Origin of the sequence: Tetragenococcus halophilus subsp. halophilus DSM 20339 (assembly GCF_003841405.1) — a bacterium.
Lineage (GTDB): Bacteria > Bacillota > Bacilli > Lactobacillales > Enterococcaceae > Tetragenococcus > Tetragenococcus halophilus.
Window position 1 is genome coordinate 1049241 of the sequence record NZ_PXYA01000001.1, and the last position, 18692, is coordinate 1067932.

Consider the following 18692-nt stretch of genomic DNA (forward strand, 5'->3'; position numbering starts at 1 on the left):
CACCTATTCTTTTTTCATTTCATCGTCGACAGCATTTCTAACGAATTCTACATAAGGACCAAATACAATATGAATATGATTTTTTTGTGGAAAAAAGACTCCGGATGCGCCAGATCCTTTTACCGCTTCTACATCCACTTGATCTTGATCTTTTAAGTCAATTCTTAAGCGAGAGACACAATTATCGATATTTTTAATATTTTCTTTCCCACCTAGACCAGCAAGAACAACACCAGCCACTTCATCATACTTTTTCTCTGCTAATAATGTATTACTTTTTAACCCTTTTTCACGACCTAATGTTTCTAAATTAAATTTCCTAATCGCATATTTAAAAACAAAATAAAAGACCACGAAGTTAACTAATCCAAGTAGAACTAAATTTAACCAATTGGTGTTTTCATACATTAAACCAAAGATACCAAAATCAAAAATGGAGCCTCGAATGTAGCCGATACCTACATTTAAAAAGTTAAGTGGAATCGTCATTACACCACATAATACAGCGTAAACAATAAATAGCTGTGGTGCAATAAATAAGAAAGAAAACTCTAAAGGTTCTGTAATATTACCTAGAAATGCGGTTAACACGACCGTTAATATGGCACCTTTGGCAAGTTTTTTATTGTCTTTAAATGCCGTATGATACATGGCCAAACCAATCGCTGGTACGCGAAACAAAGTAGTTAACATTTGCCCACTAGCTAGATATTTGAACAAGTCGGGCGCCATCCTCCAAGCAGGGTTGTCAGGACCTAAATCAAATAATACTTTATTTGTCGCATTCAAAATTCCGATATATTGTTGACCATCAATCATATATACGCCACCAGCTTCGGTAAAACGTACGATAGAAGCTAAAACATGATGAAGACCAAATGGAATCAAAGCTCTATGAGCAAACCAATAAGCACCTACACCAAATACATCATTTAGAAATACTGGAGAGATAAACAGTAAGAACCTAGTAAACAACCCCCATATAATTGGAACAATTAGCCCAATCGGAATCATAAAGAAGAACGTAGCCATTGGAGGGAACTTCTTGCCTCCAAAAAAGGCAAAAGCTAAAGGAAGCTCTGTTTTATAGAATTTATCCGTACAATAAGCGGCAACTAAACCAGCAATAATACCTCCAGCTGCATCCAACTTAAGCGTTTGGATTCCTAATACAATACCTTGTCCTGCTTCAGCCATTGATTGTTCATCTACTAAGGCTCCTGTTAACGTTAAGTATACATTGACCACAATCAGTAAAGTAACATAACCTAAAACAGAGGAAAACACAGCAATCCCTTTGTCAACTTTTGACATCCCATAGGCGACCCCCATCGCAAACAGTAAAGGGATGTTATCAAATATTACGCCCGTGATAGACTGTAAACTATTTAAAATAGCTTGAACTGTTGAATTCCCTAACCACGAAACATTTTCGATCATATAGCTTTGGGTTAAAGCACCCGTTAACCCCATTACCATACCAATAGGTGCCATTACACCAATAGGTAACAATAAAGAACGGCCAAATTTTTGTATTCCGTCTTTCATTTTCTCCTTCACTTCCATTTCCTTCTAATTTATGATAACTTCAGTTTAGTTAGAAATCGCTTTCGCTACAAGGTTCGTTTTTGTCTTTCCTGCGTTTCAATAAGGAACCATTAGCTACTTGCAAAAAATGCTATACTAAACTCAGGAGTTGATTTTATGACAGTTAGTTCTTTTGCATTATATTTAGGAAATCGAATTCAAGAAGCCCAACAAATAACCCTTAATCAATTGTCCATTAAAACAGGGCGCTCTGTTGCTACTATTTGTCGAACAGTTCACTCCTTAAACGAATGTCTTCAACCGTCTTTACAATTTGTAGTAACCGAATCAAAAATAATAAACCAAATGAGTTATGATGCGTTTGTTTCTTTTATTCAAGGTTTGTCCATTAATGATTTTTCTCCCGCTTGGAAAGAACGTCTCGAACTATTATACATTATTACTATGATCGATAATAAAGCCAATTTAACAAAGCTTTACCAAACTCTTGAAATTAGTCAATCAACAAAGAAAAAGGACCGTGCGACTTTTTCAAAAGAACTTGAAAAAGGTCAATTATCTCTTCTTTCTTTAAGAGGAAAAGGAGTCACTATCGTTGGTGACGAGCTTACTTTACGCATAAAAACTGCACAAATTCTAAGCCAGGTTATTGAACTTAACGAAGAGAATCAGATTATTTCTCGGCAAGCAAACAATCCAGTTCAGCAACTTATATATCAATATGCAAAAAATCTCTTAAAAAAAGACAGCAATAAACAGCGTTTAAATAACTTATTACGTGAGTATCAATTATCTTTTAATTATACTTCAATGAAATTTCTGTATGTCTATTATTTCATCAGCCTACATAGAACCGAAAATAATTATTTTATTACAAAAAAACATGCGTCTCCAGTAAAAATTCAAACTTTTTCTTTATTTAACCAAGCTGAAGAAAACTTTTCCTTTAGTAATGTCTTAGCAAGTCTAGATAACAATGGAGAAAACTTTTATCCAAAAGATGAACTTGTCATTAGTATACGTAAACAATTTGTACAATATGTTGAAGAGCGTATTATTACTACCTTTTATTCTCGGGAAGAACTAGATCAAGAGATTGAACAGTATTTGTACAAATGTCTTGTACGCAATTTTTTAGATTATGACTTTTATGACAATAAATTGGACGACGTAAAAAAAGAATTTTCTTTTTTATACCAGCTAGTGGACTATTGTTACCAAGAGTATCTGCCAAGGGGTATCAAACTAGACCAATATCAGCTCAGTACGTTAACCTTACTTTTTAGAAATCATGTATTAAAAAACAAAATTGCTGGTAGAAATCTAAAAAAAGTTGTCGTTATTACAAATTCGGCCAAAGAAAAGGGAAATTTCTTTTCTCAACAATTGGTTTATTTTTTTGACACCAAAGTAATAGCTATTTTGAATATTAATGAAATCTACCAATTGAAAAATTTAAAGTACGATAATTTAATTACTTTTTCCAACCGGATCTCTACTATTTTAGACGAAAATGGTTTCTCAAACATTAAGGTAAATTATTACTTTCATTCAGAAGACATTGAATACTTAGCAAAACTAAACTTTTCTTATAACTTTCAAAGAAAAATAATTACTGAACAGTTCGTAAACGAAATCAAAGAAATTTCAGCTGAGAACCTAACTAGCTATTTAAAAGAGCATTATGCTAATTTTTTTGTTTAATCAATCAAACTTTAGCGATGGGAAAAATATAAATATTAAAACAAAGCAAGCTACACTTAATAAGCGCTAGGCTTGCTTTGCTATTAATAAGATAGTGTTCAATTACTTTGCTAATTCAATCACAGTTAATCTTAACTTACCAAACAGGTATACTTGAACCATCCGTTGTATCTGCAATCACTTCTTTAACTTCTTCGGTTTGGTAATAATCTACGATCGTCTGATATACTTGATTGTCTGTTTCATCTTCCCGTGCTGCGATTACGTTATAATAAGGTTGAGAAGATTCTGCGACAGGTTCCAAGAAAATAGCTTCTTCTGTTGGCGTAAAACCCGCATCTACTGCAACATTATTGTTGACACAAGCGATATCTACATCTCCTAATGAACGAATGGTCTGATTTGCATCCAGCTCTTCAAACTGTAAATTTTTAGGGTTAGCCGTAATATCGTTTACCGTCGGCATATTCCCTTTTTCTTCATCCACTTCAATTAAGTCTGCTTCTTGTAACAATAATAACGCTCGGCTCTCATTGGAAACATCGTTAGGAATCGCTACAGTCGCCCCATCTTCTAAATCTTCTACATCATCCATTTTATCAGAAAAAATACCTAATGGGTTCAACGTTGTATAAGCGATAGTTGTATTATTAAAACCTCCTTCTTCATTTACTTCATCCATAAAAATTTCCGTTAAAGAAGAGTGTAGGTCAATTGAACCGTCTTCTAAAGCTGTAATCGGACCACGATAATCTGTAAAGGTAACAATTTCTAAATCAATATTTTCATTTTCTTTGAGTTCATCCTGTACGTATTCCCAGGGTTCATTATTTTCACCTACAACACCTAACCTAACTGTTTGTGACTCTTCAGAATCACTTCCTGATCCGCAAGCACCTAATAAAGTTACTGCTCCAATTGTTAAAAAACTTGTGACTACCTTTTTCCATCCCTTTTTCATTCCATCTCCTCCTTTTTTTAGATAAAAAAAGTCCTTTTACCAGCAATGAAATACTGATAAAAGGACGAATAATCGTGGTACCACCTTTTTTTAGAAGTTTCCTTCTCTTATGCCGACAAACCTGCTACTATCGGTGTCCTTTGTTAACAGGTGGACTTAACCCGAAACTGCTTACTTATCAACAGTTCTTCTCAGAGACCATTTTCAACTCTTCCAACAAATCTTTTTCACCAACCAAGATCTCTCTAAATGTTTTTCAAATCTACTTTTCTCTTCGCAGAATTTTTATATTTTTCTGAAAATTACAGGAGATAAGTGGAATTGTCAATAGAACATGAAAAAAATGAACAAATTCATGCTATACTAACTTTATTATAGGAGGAGGTTATTACTATGCCCATTTATACGAATTCTTTAGTTTCTAACGCGCCATTTTTATTTATTTCCGGACAAACCCCTGAAGAAAATAATAATATTCCAGATAGTATTCAAGATCAAACACATATTGTACTACAGAAGATTAATTCACTTATTGCAGAACATAATCTTGACTTAACGAATCTAGTAAAAGTGAATGTTTACATTACTGATGCTTCCTACCTACCTGATGTACGGTCTGTAGTGACTGAAATCTTTGGTGAAATAAAACCAGCAGTGACATTGGTCGTTGTAGCTGGACTAATTAATGAGCAATTTAAAATAGAAATCGACGCAACGGCAAGTTTTGCTAAAGTCGAATAATTTTTATTTTAAAGAAAGAAACGACTTAGCTCCCTTCATTTTAGGAACAAAGTCGTTTTTCTATTTGTCTTCTATAATTACATTTTTATTTGATAAACACTCCACAATGATTCATTATTTCTTTTGTTTCCAACAAGCTTGCTTCTGCAATCCCTATATTGTTTTCTTTCATAAAAGATTGTACAGCTTGAAACCCTACAGCATAACCAGCAAAGGGTGATAACCCTACAGGTTTATAGCCTTGTTTTACTGAAATTTTATCACCAAACATATAGCTACTAACTTCCGCAAATCCTTTAACATCTAATGCATCTTTTATTACCTCAATAGAATAGTCTAAATCTTCTTTATCAAAGGAGGTGACCCAAGGCCCTAAAAACTCTGCTCCATAAAGCTCTTTAGCAAATGACTCTGCTAATCCTTCTATAATTATATAGTCACCAACGGTTACATCGCCATGATTCCAGTCAAAATAAGAAAAGCGAATATTATGGTTAAACTCATGGGCAATGACAGCAGGAATTTTAGGGATATTATAGGAATTGGGATAAATAGACACCTGTATAAACCCCGGAATGCCACCAAATCCACAATAGTTTTTTTGTAATTCAAGTTTCTTTGGATCGGCTATATACATTCCAAGTCTTAATTTATCAGCATTTATACTTAAATTATTTTCTTTCATAAAATAAATACAATCCTCCAATGTATTATTGGCTGTTTCAAGCACTTGTATTTCTTTTAGCTTCTCTAAGGCTTTCTTCCCTGTGCCAGTTTCCGATACATCAAGATAACCCAACATATTAGTCGCCATGATTACATCATATCCATTCAGTTCTTTCGCCTCTAAAGGAACATTAATTGTTCCCCACATTTTTTCAAATGGTTTCATCATGGAATATCGAAAGTAATTCTGTCTATCTCTATCACTATTCATAGAAAACAACTGTTCATATTGTTTAATCGTATCTTCTACTAAAAATTTCATCGCTACCGCCCTCTTTTATTTTGATTATAAATAAGAATTTCTTATCTAAAACTGTAAGGTATTACGCAGCGTTAAACTCAATAGTCAAATAAAAAAAGAGATTTCACAAAGCGTTTTTTCAAAACGTTCGTAAAATCTCTTAGCAGTATTTAAAACTGACAATTATTAATCCTTTCATTCTTCTGTAAAAGACTCATCCACTAATGGTTTTCCATCTTTATCAACCATAACAGTCAGTCCCATACCATATCCTTCTTGATAGACTAAATACAAAACGCCTGTTTCATTATCACGTATAATTTTTTCCGCCGTTAATTTTCCTTGCTTATAAACTTCTTCAAATCGTTTTTCTGACATATCGTTGCCTCCTTTCTTCTTACATCACTAATGATCCTTAGCAAATGTCTCGTTATGGACTAATCTTCTTATCCTTATTCTAACATTTTTATACATAAATAAGGAGAATTTCACAAAAAGCAGCGATCTTTCTTAAATGAAAAAAGTCTACACTTTCCTTCTTTTTCATTGGAACGAACAACATTTCTAACCTTAAAAACACAATAAATCAATTTTTAAACAAAAAATAAGGACAACCTATCTTTGGCTGCCCTCATTGAAGCTTTTATACTGCATGTTCGGTTCGTTCAATAATATCATCTTGTGTTGCTTTTGATAACACATTGAAGAATGCAGAATAACCTGCTACCCGCACAATTAAATCGCGGTGTTTTTCTGGATGTTTTTGCGCGTCAACCAATGTTTTTCTAGATACAACATTATATTGAATATGGTAGCCATTTAATTTATTAAAAAACGTTCGTATCAACATAATTAATTTTTGCTTGTCTTCTTCTTTAACCAATGTTTGTGGATTTACTTTTTGGTTTAATAAAACACCGCCCACAATATCTTCTGTCGGTAGTTTAGATACACTTTTTAGCACAGCGGTGGGGCCGTTTTGATCCATATTATGTGAAGGCGAGCACCCTTCTGCTAAAGGCGTCCAAGCCTTACGCCCATCAGGTGTAGCCATTGTCCCGCGTCCTTGACCCACATTTGCTGAAATCGACGAAGTCCCCGAATAACGAATTCCTCCAATAGGACCACGTCCATAACGTGTATTCGGATATTTTTTGATCTCATCAATATAGCTATCATAAGCTTTAGACGCTAATTGATCAGTATAATCATTATCATTTCCATACTTAGGCACTTCGCGAAGAATCATTTGTTGGATTTCTTGACTTCGTTTGCTTTCCCAGTTTGTCATCAAAGCTTGCCAAAGTTCATCTTGAGACACTTTTCCTTCTTCAAAAACGAGCTTTTTAATGGCCGCTAATGCGTCTGCTAAATTAGCAATACCTACTTGTAGCCCTGAGATAAAGTCATAAACAGCTCCACCTGCTTTAATCGTCTTACCCCTACCAATACAATCCTCTGTCAAAGTAGAACATAAAATGTCGGGGACTTCTCTTTCAATACCTAAATCGATCGCATTTTCGACGATAACACTCATCCGTGTTAATTCGCGCACAGTTTTATCCCAAGAATCTTCTAATTCGGGAAAAGTTTTCATATTTTTGAAATAGCCATGCCCTTTGGTAAAACGTCGGTTTGATACGGGATCGATTCCATCGTTCATGGCGATCATTAAAATCTTAGGAAAGTTCATATAACTCATCCCCGTGCAACGATAGCCCCACTTCCCTGGAACAGCCGTTTCTACACAACCAATAGCACTATAATCGTAAGCATCTTCTTCTGCTACGCCATATTTAATAAATGACGGAATGATCACCTCATCGCTATTAAAAGCAGGCATACCAAAACCTAGCTTCATCACTTCAATTGCTTCATTCATAAAGTCTTTATTCAAGGCTGCATGATAACGTACAGTCAAATTAGGTTGTGTTAATTTGGTTTGAGCTACACTACGTAAAACTAAAAATGATAGTTTATTAACCGCGTCTTTTTTATCCCTTGTTTGGCCGCCAACTGTAACATTCTGATACAAAGGACTTCCGGCGCTACTATAAGTATGTGATTGACTACGTACTTTATTAATCGTTAAGGTTTTTATCCATAAATTAGTCAATAGCTCAACCGCTTTATCTTCAGTCATAGTACCTTTATCTAAATCCGCTTTCAAATAAGGGTACATGTACTGATCGAAACGTCCGTAAGACAAAGAATGACCATTGGATTCAATTTGTAAAATCAACTGGATAAACCAAGTAGCTTGTATGGCTTCGGTAAAAGTTTCAGCTGGCTCATAAGGTACTTTGTTACAGATGCGGCTTATTTCAAGTAATTCTGCGCCCCGTTTTGTATCAGCTGTTTCTGCCATTGCTTCTGCCAATTTCGCATAACGCCTTGCGAAATTTTTCACAGCATCAATGACAATTAAAATCGCGTCATAAAAATGATATTTGTCGATACTTTCTGGTTCAGTTAAGTCTAATGCCGCTTTAGCCTTTAATGTTCGTATTTCATAGCCTTTCAAGCCAACTTCAAGTAATTGCTGGTAATCAACCGCTAAGTGAGCATCTCCAGAATTCATTTTTCCTTCCATACCAAAAAATCCAGTTTCCATAAATACACCAACTTCATCAGGTAGCAATGCACCTGCTCTGGCACGTAAATTATTATTTTCCCAAAAAGGCGCGATAGAACGGATTTGTTCTTTGGTTTTTTCTGTAATATAGAATACGTCACCATCTCTTTTTTCAAATGTATCTAATTCATTCACAACAAAATCTAATGTGTATTCCGGAAAAATCGGTGCATCTCTGTTTGAACCTGCTTGATTACCGACGATTAACGTTTGATCTTCAATATAAATAGACATTTTATCTAAAATATTTTGCAGCATCAAAGCACGTTTTAAAACATTTGGCTGGTTCTGATTCTTCTTATAAGCTTCAGTTGCTAACAAAGCTCTTTCTGCACAAATATAAGGCTTCTTTTCTAACACAGATTCGCGATATTCATTCATACGATTTGACAATAATCCAAAATGCTGCGACTCACCAGTTACTTTTTCTGTTGTTTGAATCACCATATTGATTCTCCTTTTTTCATTTGAAACCATTTAACTTTCTTTCGTAATAAATATAGCATATTTCTTCACAAAACTCAAAAATAACCTTAAAAAAAAGAGCTGAACACAGCCCTTTGAATTAACTAGACAGTAATAACTTGGATTGCTTGCTTTTCTAAAAATCTTATTATTTCTTTTTCTATACGATTATCTGTATATACCATCGAAATTTTATCAAATGCAAATTCCGAGACAACGCCTACTTGCAAAAACTTACTTGAATCAGTTAAGACAATCGTGTGGTTAGCAGAATTCATCAAAGTATTGGCTGTATCAGAACGGGTTACATCGCTGCCAGTGAACCCTCTTTTTTCATCAAAGCCATCAATTCCCACAAATAACTTATCAACGTGAAATTCACTGATTACTTTTTTTACCAGTGGTCCTACATTCACTTGCGAATCTTTTTGATATTCCCCGCCAATCAATAATACTTTAACCGCTTCAGCTTTTCTAATATAAGAAGCGATAAAATTAGAGTTAGTAATAATTGTTACATCATTTTTACGATAAGCTAATTCTTCTGCTAACAACGTACAAGTTGAACCAGATTCAATCATTACGGTTTCGCCATCTTTCACCAATTTTGCTGCTTCTTTAGCAATTTTTCTTTTTAAATCATAATTAATTGCTAAACGGTAGTTGATATCATCCTGACTATTTAATACAGCAAAACCATGTTGTCGATGAAGAATCCCTCTTTCTTCTAATTTATCCAAATCTTTACGGACCGTAACCCGTGATACCTCTAATTGATCAGCTAATTCGTTAACTTCTATTTTTTTATTTTCACTTACAATGGCAATAATTTCTTCTTCTCGAGACATCTCTATCCCTCACTTTTATTTTATTAAGAATACCATATTTATAAATACCTAACAATTTTTCTATACAATGGTTTCATTCGTAACATTTATATTTTACGTATGTTAGTTTTTGTGATATTATAAACTTGATAAAAAAAGAAGGGGATTTATATGACAACAAAAACACCACCACAGGCCTGTATTTTTAATATTCAAAAGTTCAGTATCCATGATGGCCCGGGCATTCGTACAGTGGTCTTTTTCAAGGGCTGTCCTTTACGTTGCTACTGGTGTGCTAACCCTGAATCACAAAGTGGTAAGGTAGAAAAAATGTGGGATGAGCAGCAAAAAACATACACCACTGTTGGTGAATATAAAACAATTGATGAAATCATAGAAGAAGTCATGAAAGACCTTCCTTTTTATGAAGAATCTGGTGGTGGCGTCACTCTTTCAGGAGGGGAAGTATTGTATCAGGCCGCATTTGCTACTGAACTGTTAAAACAGTTAAAAGCTAAGGGAATCCATACAGCTTCAGAAACCACAGGTCAAGCTAATCCTCACATTTTTGAAAAATTTATTGCACAAGTAGATACTTTGTATTTTGATGTAAAGCATTACGATCCTAATAAGCATCGCCAAGGCATTGGTACGACCAACAAACTAATCTTAAAAAATCTAGCTTTAGCTTTAGAAAAACAAAAGGACCTAACAGTACGTATACCTGTCATCCCTCACTTTAATGATAGTTTGGAAGATGCCCGACAATTTGCCCGTTTGTTTAAGCAAATGGGCGTTGAAAATATAGAACTATTACCTTTTCATCAATTTGGGCAGAAAAAATATGAAAATTTAAATCGTAAATATGAAATGCAAGGTATCCCGCAGCTTCATACTGAGGACTTGGATTACTTTAGAAAAATTATGAAAGAACACAACATCTCATGTCTTGTAAGATAGAAAAAGCGCTAATTCAGCTGAACTAGCGCTTTTTCTAAAATATAGGTTTAATGGCTTTATCTTACTGGACTCGGTTGATTTTTTTCTGCTTGTTTTCCTTCTGCAATAAATTCTTCTCTATAATCTGCCGGAACCATCGAACCGCCTGTTGCCCATGCAATATGGGTAGCATTATCTAATTTGTCTTGCAGGTCGTGTGCCTTAATATAATTTTGCCCTGCTTTTGTTAGCATCAAAGCATAAGGCCCTGCAACTCCCGCAACAGCCGCTGGTTCTAAGAAAATAGATTCTGTATTATATAGGTTCCACAATAACCGTTTAAACGTTTCATCTTGAAGCGTGTAACCAGCACTAAAGTAATAGCGAATCAATTGAGAAACAAGGGCAGAAGTTCTTGGCACAGCCAAACCATCAGCTACTGTAATTCCGCCTAAACCGATATCTTCTACAGAAACGTTATTAAATCGATGAGAAGCCAAACCAATCAACATACTTGGCATTTTAGTAGGTTCTGCAAAGATACAATGAACATTATCACCAAAAGCTTGTTTAAGACCGAATGTCACTCCACTAGGAGCACCGCCGATACCACAAGGCAAATAAACGAATAGCGGATGCTCTTTGTCTACTGTAATTCCATTTTGATTAAGCTGATTTTTCATGCGATAGCCACCAACTGTATAGCCCAAAAACAAAGTTTCAGAATTTTCATCATCCACAAAATAGCTTTTAGGATCGGCTTCTGAAAGCGCACGTCCTTTATTAACAGCTAAAGAAAAATTCGATTCATGTTCAATAACGTTTACGCCTAAATTACGTAAATATTGTTTTTTCCATTCTTTTGCTTCTATAGACATATGAACAGTTACATCAAAGCCTAACTTTCTTCCCATTGTACCAACACTAATTCCTAAATTCCCTGTGGTTCCTACAGTTAAATTATAATTAGAGAAAAAGTTTTGGAACTCTGGGCTAGCAAATACAGAATAGTCTTCTTTTGTGCTAGTCAACATGCCGTGTTCTAAAGCCAGCTTTTCAGCATGTTTCAAAACCTCATATATCGCCCCTCTGGCTTTAACAGTACCAGAAATGGGTAATTGATCATCTCGTTTTAAATAAAAAGAACCTTTAAGTTTATTTTGATACTTTTCATCTAAGAATTTTCGCATGTTGGGTATTTCGCTTATCGTTGACTCAATAATGCCAGACGCCTCTTCAGTTTCAGGATATGCCTTTCTTATAAAACTGGAAAAACGTTGTAAACGTGCTTCCGCATCTTGAATATCATCAAAAGAATATTTTGTTTTTTGATTTGCCTCTTTTATTGGTAATAATTCCTCATTTAACCAAAATAATTCTGTTTCATTTTTAATTGCAGATAAAATATCCTCTTTGTCTAGTGCCATCTAATATTATCTCCTTATAGTAAATAATGTTCTACTATAATATGATAATCACAATGAGGGTAGTTTTGCAAATCAAGCCTATCTAAACAATAAAACTATATAATATTTTTACCTCCGTTAATAATAGTTCCTTTGCTTTTTGTATTTTGAAAGAAGTGACATAAGGGGCAGACCTGCCTGCTGCTTAAAAATACGAGAAAAATGATAGGGTCTATAAGCAGCAATTTGAGCTAATTGAAAAAGAGACAACGAAGTTTCAATATTTCCATGGACACAAGCACAATGACTTTATCGATTTCAGGATTATGCGGTTTCATTATTTTCATTCCTTGTAATCGTTATCCATGTAGTAAATATATTTATTTACTCGTCTTTTTATATCTCTCTAATACGAGCTTCAGTAAAATCGTCGATAACAAAATCGACCAGCCCTGTTCCTTCTAATTTCTTGTGGTTATTGCCTGTGGCCACCGCAATAATTTTATTAGCCTGTGCATTATAAGCGCCTTGTAAACCAATGGGTGAATCTTCAAAGATCACCATCTGTCTAGGATCAGCGCCTACATTCAGGGCTGCTTGAATGTAAAAATCAGGAGCTGGTTTACTTGCTAGTGTTCCATCATTATAAACCACATGATGATAGTCAAACCATCGATCTAATTGAAATAATTCAAAATAAAAATCTAAATTTACTTTAGGTGAAACTGTCGCAATATTCATTAGTTGTTGCTTATTCTTTAAAAAATCAAGGTAGTCAGTGACACCTTCAATTAACTGGGTTTGTTGCTCTTTTAAAACTAAATCACGATAAATCGCTTCCTTTTTTTCTGACAGTTGATTTGCTTTTTCTTTCGAAAGTTTCTCTCCTAAAATTGCCTCCATATTCAAATGATTGGTACGCCCATGAATTTGATCGAATTCTTCTTTAGAAAATTTACGCCCTATAAGTTCAAAAATAAATTCTTGCCAAGCCCGTTCATGTAAGGACGAATCACTAAACAATGTACCATTAAAGTCGAAAATAAATGACTGCATTTGCCCACCCCATTTTTATTTAATCTTTTGTTTAAAATCATTGTATCACAAATTTCATTTAAAATTATTTTATGATATTTTGTAAATCATCTTTTTGTTTTTAAAAGAAAAACAACTATTTTCGTACGAAACTAAATATTTTACGTTAGAAACCATTTATGCTAAATTATAATAAAGATGATAAGTAAATTACTTGATTAAAATTTATGAGAAAGGTGAGTTAGTATGAAAGACAAACGTTTTCCTCAGACCAGGACAGCAACTATTTCACACGTTAAGCAGTTAAAATATAGTATTGTTTTTCTTTTGTCTAGTTATTTATTAAGTTTGCAGCTTTCTTGGGAAGTAATAGAAAAGAATCATAAAAATTTATTCTCTTTCGTCTTTTTAGGAACAATTTTGTCTATTTTGTTTTGTCTCATCTTTTATCATATAAATAAAAAACGAACATTTAATAGCCTAGAACCAAGTATTTCAATAAACATTGTTGGATTATTTGAAACGAATAAAAGCCCTATAAGCTTAATGTTCAAAAGTATTACCCGAAAAGAACTAAATGATAATAAAACGAAAAATACTACGATCCCTCTCTATCCTTTGGCAAAAGGAAAATTAAAATATATCGAGGAAGTAGATGATAGTGTTTATTCTAATAAAACTTTAGGGGATGGCTTTGCGGTTACGCCTTTTGAAGGTAATGTTTACTCACCAGTTGATGGTAAAATTGTAAGTTTGTTTCCGACTAAACATGCTATTGGTATTCAAGATGAAAATAAGATCGAATATTTAATTCATATAGGAATTGATACCATTGATTTAAATGGACACGGTTTTCATAATACGGTCAAATTAAACCAAAATGTCAAAGCCGGTGATCTACTAACAGAGATAGACTTAAACTATATTCTTACAAAAAAGAAAACGACAGATATTCTCTTTATTACACTCTTGCCGAATTTAATTGAATCACTAGACTTGATCGATGATAAAAAAGTCGGTTTGAACGAGTTAATCGGAAAAATCATTTTAAAATAAATTTATGGTATATTAAATAATAAAATTGGATACAAAAAAGCGACAAACACGGATAATTCAATGTTTGTCGCTTAATTTTTATACCGGCGGTCGGGGTCGAACCGACACGCCCTTAACGGGCACTGGATTTTGAGTCCAGCGCGTCTGCCAATTCCGCCACGCCGGCAAAATACTATTAGTACTAAGGCGGTAACCGGATTTGAACCGGTGATAAAGGTTTTGCAGACCTCTGCCTTACCACTTGGCTATACCGCCATCATACTATTAAAAATTCCATTTTTCAATAGGCAAACCAACTGGGATAGCTGGATTCGAACCAGCGCATGATGGAGTCAAAGTCCATTGCCTTACCGCTTGGCTATATCCCAATAATACTAAGGGCGAATAGTGGGGATCGAACCCACGCGTGCCGGAGCCACAATCCGGTGCGTTAACCACTTCGCCATATTCGCCATGGCAGGGACAGCAGGGATTGAACCCGCATCGACGGTTTTGGAGACCGTTGTTCTACCATTGAACTATGTCCCTATAAATGGAGGAGAAAGGATTCGAACCTTTGAACCCGAAGGAACGGATTTACAGTCCGCCGCGTTTAGCCACTTCGCTACTCCTCCATAATGGATCGAGACAGAATCGAACTGCCGACACACGGAGCTTCAATCCGTTGCTCTACCGACTGAGCTATCGATCCAACACTGTAAAACTAAAAACAACGGTCTGGACGGGACTCGAACCCGCGACCTCCTGCGTGACAGGCAGGCATTCTAACCAGCTGAACTACCAGACCGTATGGAGGTTATAGGGCTCGAACCTATGACCCTCTGCTTGTAAGGCAGATGCTCTCCCAGCTGAGCTAAACCTCCAACTATCAGTCAATGGTCCGTACGGGATTCGAACCCGTGATACCGCCGTGAAAGGGCGGTGTCTTAACCTCTTGACCAACGGACCAAACTTGGTTACGGAGAGTAAGGGATTCGAACCCTTGAGACAGTGAATACCATCTACATGATTTCCAATCATGCTCCTTCGGCCTCTCGGACAACTCTCCAAGCTCAAAGAAGCCCAAACTCTTCAAATAATATTCTCATTAGAGAACTCCGGCAGTAGGACTCGAACCTACGACATCATGATTAACAGTCATGCGCTACTACCAACTGAGCTATGCCGGAATAATGCGTGGCGATGTCCTACTCTCACAAGGGGAAGCCCCTCACTACAATTGGCGCTAAGAAGCTTAACGACTGTGTTCGGCATGGGAACAGGTGTCTCCTTCTTGCCATCATCACCACACAACTTGACGTTGAGTGAACCTTTTGGTTCCCTCAAAACTGGATGAAAAACAACTTCAATGAACCGAAAATCCACAAACCTTTGTGGTTAAGTCCTCGATCGATTAGTATTCGTCCGCTCCAACCCTCGCGGGTCTTCCACTTCGAACCTATCTACCTGATCTTCTCTCAGGGATCTTACTTTCTTTTAGAAAGGGGAAATCTCATCTTGAGGGGGACTTCACGCTTAGATGCTTTCAGCGTTTATTCCTGCCCTACTTAGCTACCCAGCGATGCCGTTGGCACGACAACTGGTCCACCAGCGGTAGGTCCATCCCGGTCCTCTCGTACTAAGGACAGCGCCTCGCAAATTTCCTACGCCCGCGACGGATAGGGACCGAACTGTCTCACGACGTTCTGAACCCAGCTCGCGTGCCGCTTTAATGGGCGAACAGCCCAACCCTTGGGACCGACTACAGCCCCAGGATGCGACGAGCCGACATCGAGGTGCCAAACCTCCCCGTCGATGTGGACTCTTGGGGGAGATAAGCCTGTTATCCCCAGGGTAGCTTTTATCCGTTGAGCGATGGCCCTTCCATGCGGAACCACCGGATCACTAAGCCCGACTTTCGTCCCTGCTCGAGTTGTTGCTCTCACAGTCAAGCTCCCTTCTGCCTTTACACTCTTTGAATGATTTCCAACCATTCTGAGGGAACCTTGGGGCGCCTCCGTTACTTTTTAGGAGGCGACCGCCCCAGTCAAACTGCCCATCTGACACTGTCTCCCGCCACGATCAGTGGCGCGGGTTAGAGTGGCCATAATGCAAGGGTAGTATCCCACGGATGCCTCCTTCGAGACTCGCGTCCCGAATTCTACGGCTCCTACCTATGCTGTACATGCATCACAGACACCCAATATCAAATTACAGTAAAGCTCCATGGGGTCTTTCCGTCCTGTCGCGGGTAACCTGCATTTTCACAGGTACTAAAATTTCACCGAGTCTCTCGTTGAGACAGTGCCCAAATCGTTGCGCCTTTCGTGCGGGTCGGAACTTACCCGACAAGGAATTTCGCTACCTTAGGACCGTTATAGTTACGGCCGCCGTTTACTGGGCTTCAATTCGTACCTTCGCTTACGCTAAGCACTCCTCTTAACCTTCCAGCACCGGGCAGGCGTCAGCCCCTATACGTCATCTTACGATTTTGCAGAGACCTGTGTTTTTGATAAACAGTCGCTTGGGCCTATTCACTGCGGCTGCTCGTTAGAGCAGCACCCCTTCTCCCGAAGTTACGGGGTCATTTTGCCGAGTTCCTTAACGAGAGTTCGCTCGCTCACCTGAGGATACTCTCCTCGACGACCTGTGTCGGTTTGCGGTACGGGCCATTACCTTCTTGCTAGAAGTTTTTCTTGGCAGTGTGACGCCAGAACTTCGGTACTTAAATTTCCCTCCCCGTCACAGCTTGTCGTTGACAAGAAAAAGCCTTTGACTCTTTCTCCGATTTACTGCTTGGACAGACCTTTCCATTCGTCTGCTTTCTTTTGCCTCCTGCGTCCCTCCATCACTCAAATGAAGATAACAGGTACAGGAATATCAACCTGTTGGCCATCGCTTACGCCTTTCGGCCTCAGCTTAGGTCCCGACTAACCCTGGGCGGACGAGCCTTCCCCAGGAAACCTTCGTCTTACGGTGGACAGGATTCTCACCTGTCTTTCGCTACTCATACCGGCATTCTCACTTCTAAGCGCTCCAGCCGTCTTCTCAGTCGACCTTCACCGCCCTTAGAACGCTCTCCTACCAAAACACCTAAGGTGTTTTCCACAGCTTCGGCAGTATGTTTAGCCCCGGTACATTTTCGGCGCAGGGTCACTCGACTAGTGAGCTATTACGCACTCTTTCAATGATGGCTGCTTCTAAGCCAACATCCTAGTTGTCTAAGCAACCCCACCTCCTTTTCCACTTAACATACATTTAGGGGCCTTAGCTGGTGGTCTGGGCTGTTTCCCTTTCGACGATGGATCTTATCACTCACCGTCTGACTGCCAAGGGTCAATCAATGGCATTCGGAGTTTATCTGGATTCGGTAACCCAAGACGGGCCCCTCGTCCAAACAGTGCTCTACCTCCATCATTGCTTCCTTGACGCTAGCCCTAAAGCTATTTCGGAGAGAACCAGCTATCTCCAAGTTCGTTTGGAATTTCTCCGCTACCCACATCTCATCCCCGCACTTTTCAACGTACGTGGGTTCGGTCCTCCAGTGCGTTTTACCGCACCTTCAACCTGGACATGGGTAGATCACCTGGTTTCGGGTCTGCGCCGTCTGACTCAACGCCCATTTCAGACTCGCTTTCGCTGCGGCTCCGTCTTTTCAGACTTAACCTCGCCAGCCAGCGCAACTCGCCGGTTCATTCTGCAAAAGGCACGCTATCACCCATTAACGGGCTCTAACTCCTTGTAAGCACACGGTTTCAGGTTCTCTTTCACTCCCCTTCCGGGGTGCTTTTCACCTTTCCCTCACGGTACTGGTTCACTATCGGTCACTAGGGAGTATTTAGCCTTGGGAGATGGTCCTCCCGGTTTCCGACGGCATTTCGCGTGTCCCGTCGTACTCAGGATCCGTTTACGGACTTGATTGTTTTCGCCTACGGGGCTCTTACCCGCTCCGGCGGCTTTTCCCAAAGCCTTCGGCTAACATTCCCATCCGTTCATAAACGTCCTACAACCCCAGAATGCAAGCATCCTGGTTTGGGCTGTTCCCGTTTCGCTCGCCGCTACTCAGGGAATCGATTTTTCTTTTTCTTCCTGCAGCTACTAAGATGTTTCAGTTCACTGCGTCTTCCGCTTGCCTGCTATCTATTCACAGCACAAGCCGCATTCGATGAAAAATGCGAGGTTTCCCCATTCGGAAATCTCTGGATCCTAGCTTACTTACAGCTCCCCAGAGCATATCGGTGTTGGTCCCGTCCTTCATCGGCTCCTAGTGCCAAGGCATCCGCCGTGCGCCCTTTCTTACTTAACCTGACTTGACCTTGCGGTCAAGGGTTTCTCGAAGGTTCTTGCTTTGAGCGATCAAAGCCCTTCGAACATGTGCGTAAACTTCGTTAAAAAACGTGTTCAACGCGGATTCTCGGTTGGTGTTGAT

The 18692-nt window shown here is 38.0% G+C and carries 12 protein-coding genes, 12 tRNA genes, 2 rRNA genes and 1 other annotated feature; of the genes, 4 read left to right on the forward strand and 22 right to left on the reverse strand.

Features of this window, described 5'->3' with window-relative positions:
- Positions 1 to 3: 3 nt before the first annotated feature.
- Entirely contained in the window at positions 4 to 1560 is a 1557-nt protein-coding gene (locus C7K42_RS05030) for a PTS transporter subunit EIIC (protein ID WP_200811702.1), read from the reverse strand.
- A 144-nt stretch (positions 1561 to 1704) separates the two neighbouring features.
- Between C7K42_RS05030 and C7K42_RS05035 the strand changes: the two genes are divergently transcribed.
- Positions 1705 to 3252: a helix-turn-helix domain-containing protein gene (locus C7K42_RS05035; protein WP_103099698.1), complete on the forward strand. Its 1548-nt coding sequence runs from the start codon at positions 1705 to 1707 to the stop codon at positions 3250 to 3252.
- Between the two features lie 136 nt (positions 3253 to 3388).
- Here C7K42_RS05035 and C7K42_RS05040 read toward each other — a convergent pair whose 3' ends face one another.
- Entirely contained in the window at positions 3389 to 4213 is an 825-nt protein-coding gene (locus tag C7K42_RS05040; protein ID WP_103097314.1) for a MetQ/NlpA family ABC transporter substrate-binding protein, read from the reverse strand.
- A 57-nt stretch (positions 4214 to 4270) separates the two neighbouring features.
- Positions 4271 to 4500, reverse strand: a binding site (T-box leader).
- A gap of 106 nt (positions 4501 to 4606) precedes the next feature.
- Here C7K42_RS05040 and C7K42_RS05045 point away from each other — a divergent pair.
- A complete protein-coding gene (locus tag C7K42_RS05045) occupies positions 4607 to 4954 on the forward strand; it encodes a RidA family protein (protein WP_103084020.1) in 348 nt (115 codons plus the stop codon).
- Between the two features lie 85 nt (positions 4955 to 5039).
- Here the strand turns inward: C7K42_RS05045 and C7K42_RS05050 are convergent, their stop codons facing one another.
- The 4 genes from C7K42_RS05050 to C7K42_RS05065 all read right to left on the reverse strand — a co-directional run bounded on the left by C7K42_RS05050 (position 5040) and on the right by C7K42_RS05065 (position 9869).
- On the reverse strand, positions 5040 to 5942 hold the full coding sequence (locus C7K42_RS05050) for a DUF2268 domain-containing putative Zn-dependent protease (RefSeq protein WP_103084021.1): 903 nt from the start codon (positions 5940 to 5942) through the stop codon (positions 5040 to 5042).
- A 174-nt stretch (positions 5943 to 6116) separates the two neighbouring features.
- Positions 6117 to 6299: a DUF6440 family protein gene (locus tag C7K42_RS05055; protein ID WP_103084022.1), complete on the reverse strand. Its 183-nt coding sequence runs from the start codon at positions 6297 to 6299 to the stop codon at positions 6117 to 6119.
- Between the two features lie 265 nt (positions 6300 to 6564).
- Positions 6565 to 9003: a glycyl radical protein gene (locus C7K42_RS05060; RefSeq protein WP_103084023.1), complete on the reverse strand. Its 2439-nt coding sequence runs from the start codon at positions 9001 to 9003 to the stop codon at positions 6565 to 6567.
- Positions 9004 to 9125: 122 nt separating this feature from the next.
- Entirely contained in the window at positions 9126 to 9869 is a 744-nt protein-coding gene (locus tag C7K42_RS05065) for a DeoR/GlpR family DNA-binding transcription regulator (protein ID WP_103084024.1), read from the reverse strand.
- Positions 9870 to 10019: 150 nt separating this feature from the next.
- On the opposite strand from C7K42_RS05065, the gene C7K42_RS05070 reads away from it, so the two are divergent.
- Positions 10020 to 10808, forward strand: coding sequence for a glycyl-radical enzyme activating protein (locus C7K42_RS05070; RefSeq protein ID WP_103084025.1), 789 nt, complete (start codon positions 10020 to 10022; stop codon positions 10806 to 10808).
- A gap of 56 nt (positions 10809 to 10864) precedes the next feature.
- Here the strand turns inward: C7K42_RS05070 and dsdA are convergent, their stop codons facing one another.
- Together dsdA and C7K42_RS05080 are read right to left on the reverse strand one after the other, a co-directional pair.
- The gene (gene dsdA / locus C7K42_RS05075) at positions 10865 to 12214 is read right to left on the reverse strand and encodes a D-serine ammonia-lyase (protein WP_103084026.1); all 1350 of its coding nucleotides are present in this window, start codon (positions 12212 to 12214) and stop codon (positions 10865 to 10867) included.
- Positions 12215 to 12589: 375 nt separating this feature from the next.
- Positions 12590 to 13249, reverse strand: coding sequence for an HAD family hydrolase (locus tag C7K42_RS05080; RefSeq protein WP_124175398.1), 660 nt, complete (start codon positions 13247 to 13249; stop codon positions 12590 to 12592).
- A gap of 225 nt (positions 13250 to 13474) precedes the next feature.
- On the opposite strand from C7K42_RS05080, the gene C7K42_RS05085 reads away from it, so the two are divergent.
- Complete coding sequence (locus tag C7K42_RS05085) at positions 13475 to 14284, forward strand: PTS sugar transporter subunit IIA (RefSeq protein WP_103097703.1); 810 nt, start codon at positions 13475 to 13477, stop codon at positions 14282 to 14284.
- A gap of 81 nt (positions 14285 to 14365) precedes the next feature.
- Here the strand turns inward: C7K42_RS05085 and C7K42_RS05090 are convergent.
- The 14 genes from C7K42_RS05090 to C7K42_RS05155 form a co-directional block, all read right to left on the reverse strand.
- Positions 14366 to 14450: transfer RNA gene (locus tag C7K42_RS05090), tRNA-Leu, on the reverse strand.
- Positions 14451 to 14468: 18 nt separating this feature from the next.
- Positions 14469 to 14539: transfer RNA gene (locus tag C7K42_RS05095), tRNA-Cys, on the reverse strand.
- 41 nt (positions 14540 to 14580) lie between these two features.
- A tRNA-Gln gene (locus C7K42_RS05100) sits at positions 14581 to 14652 on the reverse strand.
- A gap of 11 nt (positions 14653 to 14663) precedes the next feature.
- Positions 14664 to 14736, reverse strand: a tRNA-His gene (locus tag C7K42_RS05105).
- 2 nt (positions 14737 to 14738) lie between these two features.
- Positions 14739 to 14812: transfer RNA gene (locus tag C7K42_RS05110), tRNA-Trp, on the reverse strand.
- A gap of 5 nt (positions 14813 to 14817) precedes the next feature.
- Positions 14818 to 14898 (reverse strand) — tRNA-Tyr (locus tag C7K42_RS05115).
- A 4-nt stretch (positions 14899 to 14902) separates the two neighbouring features.
- Positions 14903 to 14975 (reverse strand) — tRNA-Phe (locus tag C7K42_RS05120).
- 22 nt (positions 14976 to 14997) lie between these two features.
- Positions 14998 to 15071: transfer RNA gene (locus C7K42_RS05125), tRNA-Asp, on the reverse strand.
- A gap of 3 nt (positions 15072 to 15074) precedes the next feature.
- A tRNA-Val gene (locus C7K42_RS05130) sits at positions 15075 to 15147 on the reverse strand.
- A 13-nt stretch (positions 15148 to 15160) separates the two neighbouring features.
- Positions 15161 to 15232, reverse strand: a tRNA-Glu gene (locus C7K42_RS05135).
- Between the two features lie 11 nt (positions 15233 to 15243).
- A tRNA-Ser gene (locus C7K42_RS05140) sits at positions 15244 to 15332 on the reverse strand.
- Between the two features lie 47 nt (positions 15333 to 15379).
- Positions 15380 to 15453 (reverse strand) — tRNA-Asn (locus C7K42_RS05145).
- A 5-nt stretch (positions 15454 to 15458) separates the two neighbouring features.
- Positions 15459 to 15574 (reverse strand): 5S ribosomal RNA (gene rrf / locus C7K42_RS05150).
- A gap of 83 nt (positions 15575 to 15657) precedes the next feature.
- Positions 15658 to 18569: ribosomal RNA gene (locus C7K42_RS05155) — 23S ribosomal RNA — on the reverse strand.
- Positions 18570 to 18692 lie beyond the last annotated feature (123 nt).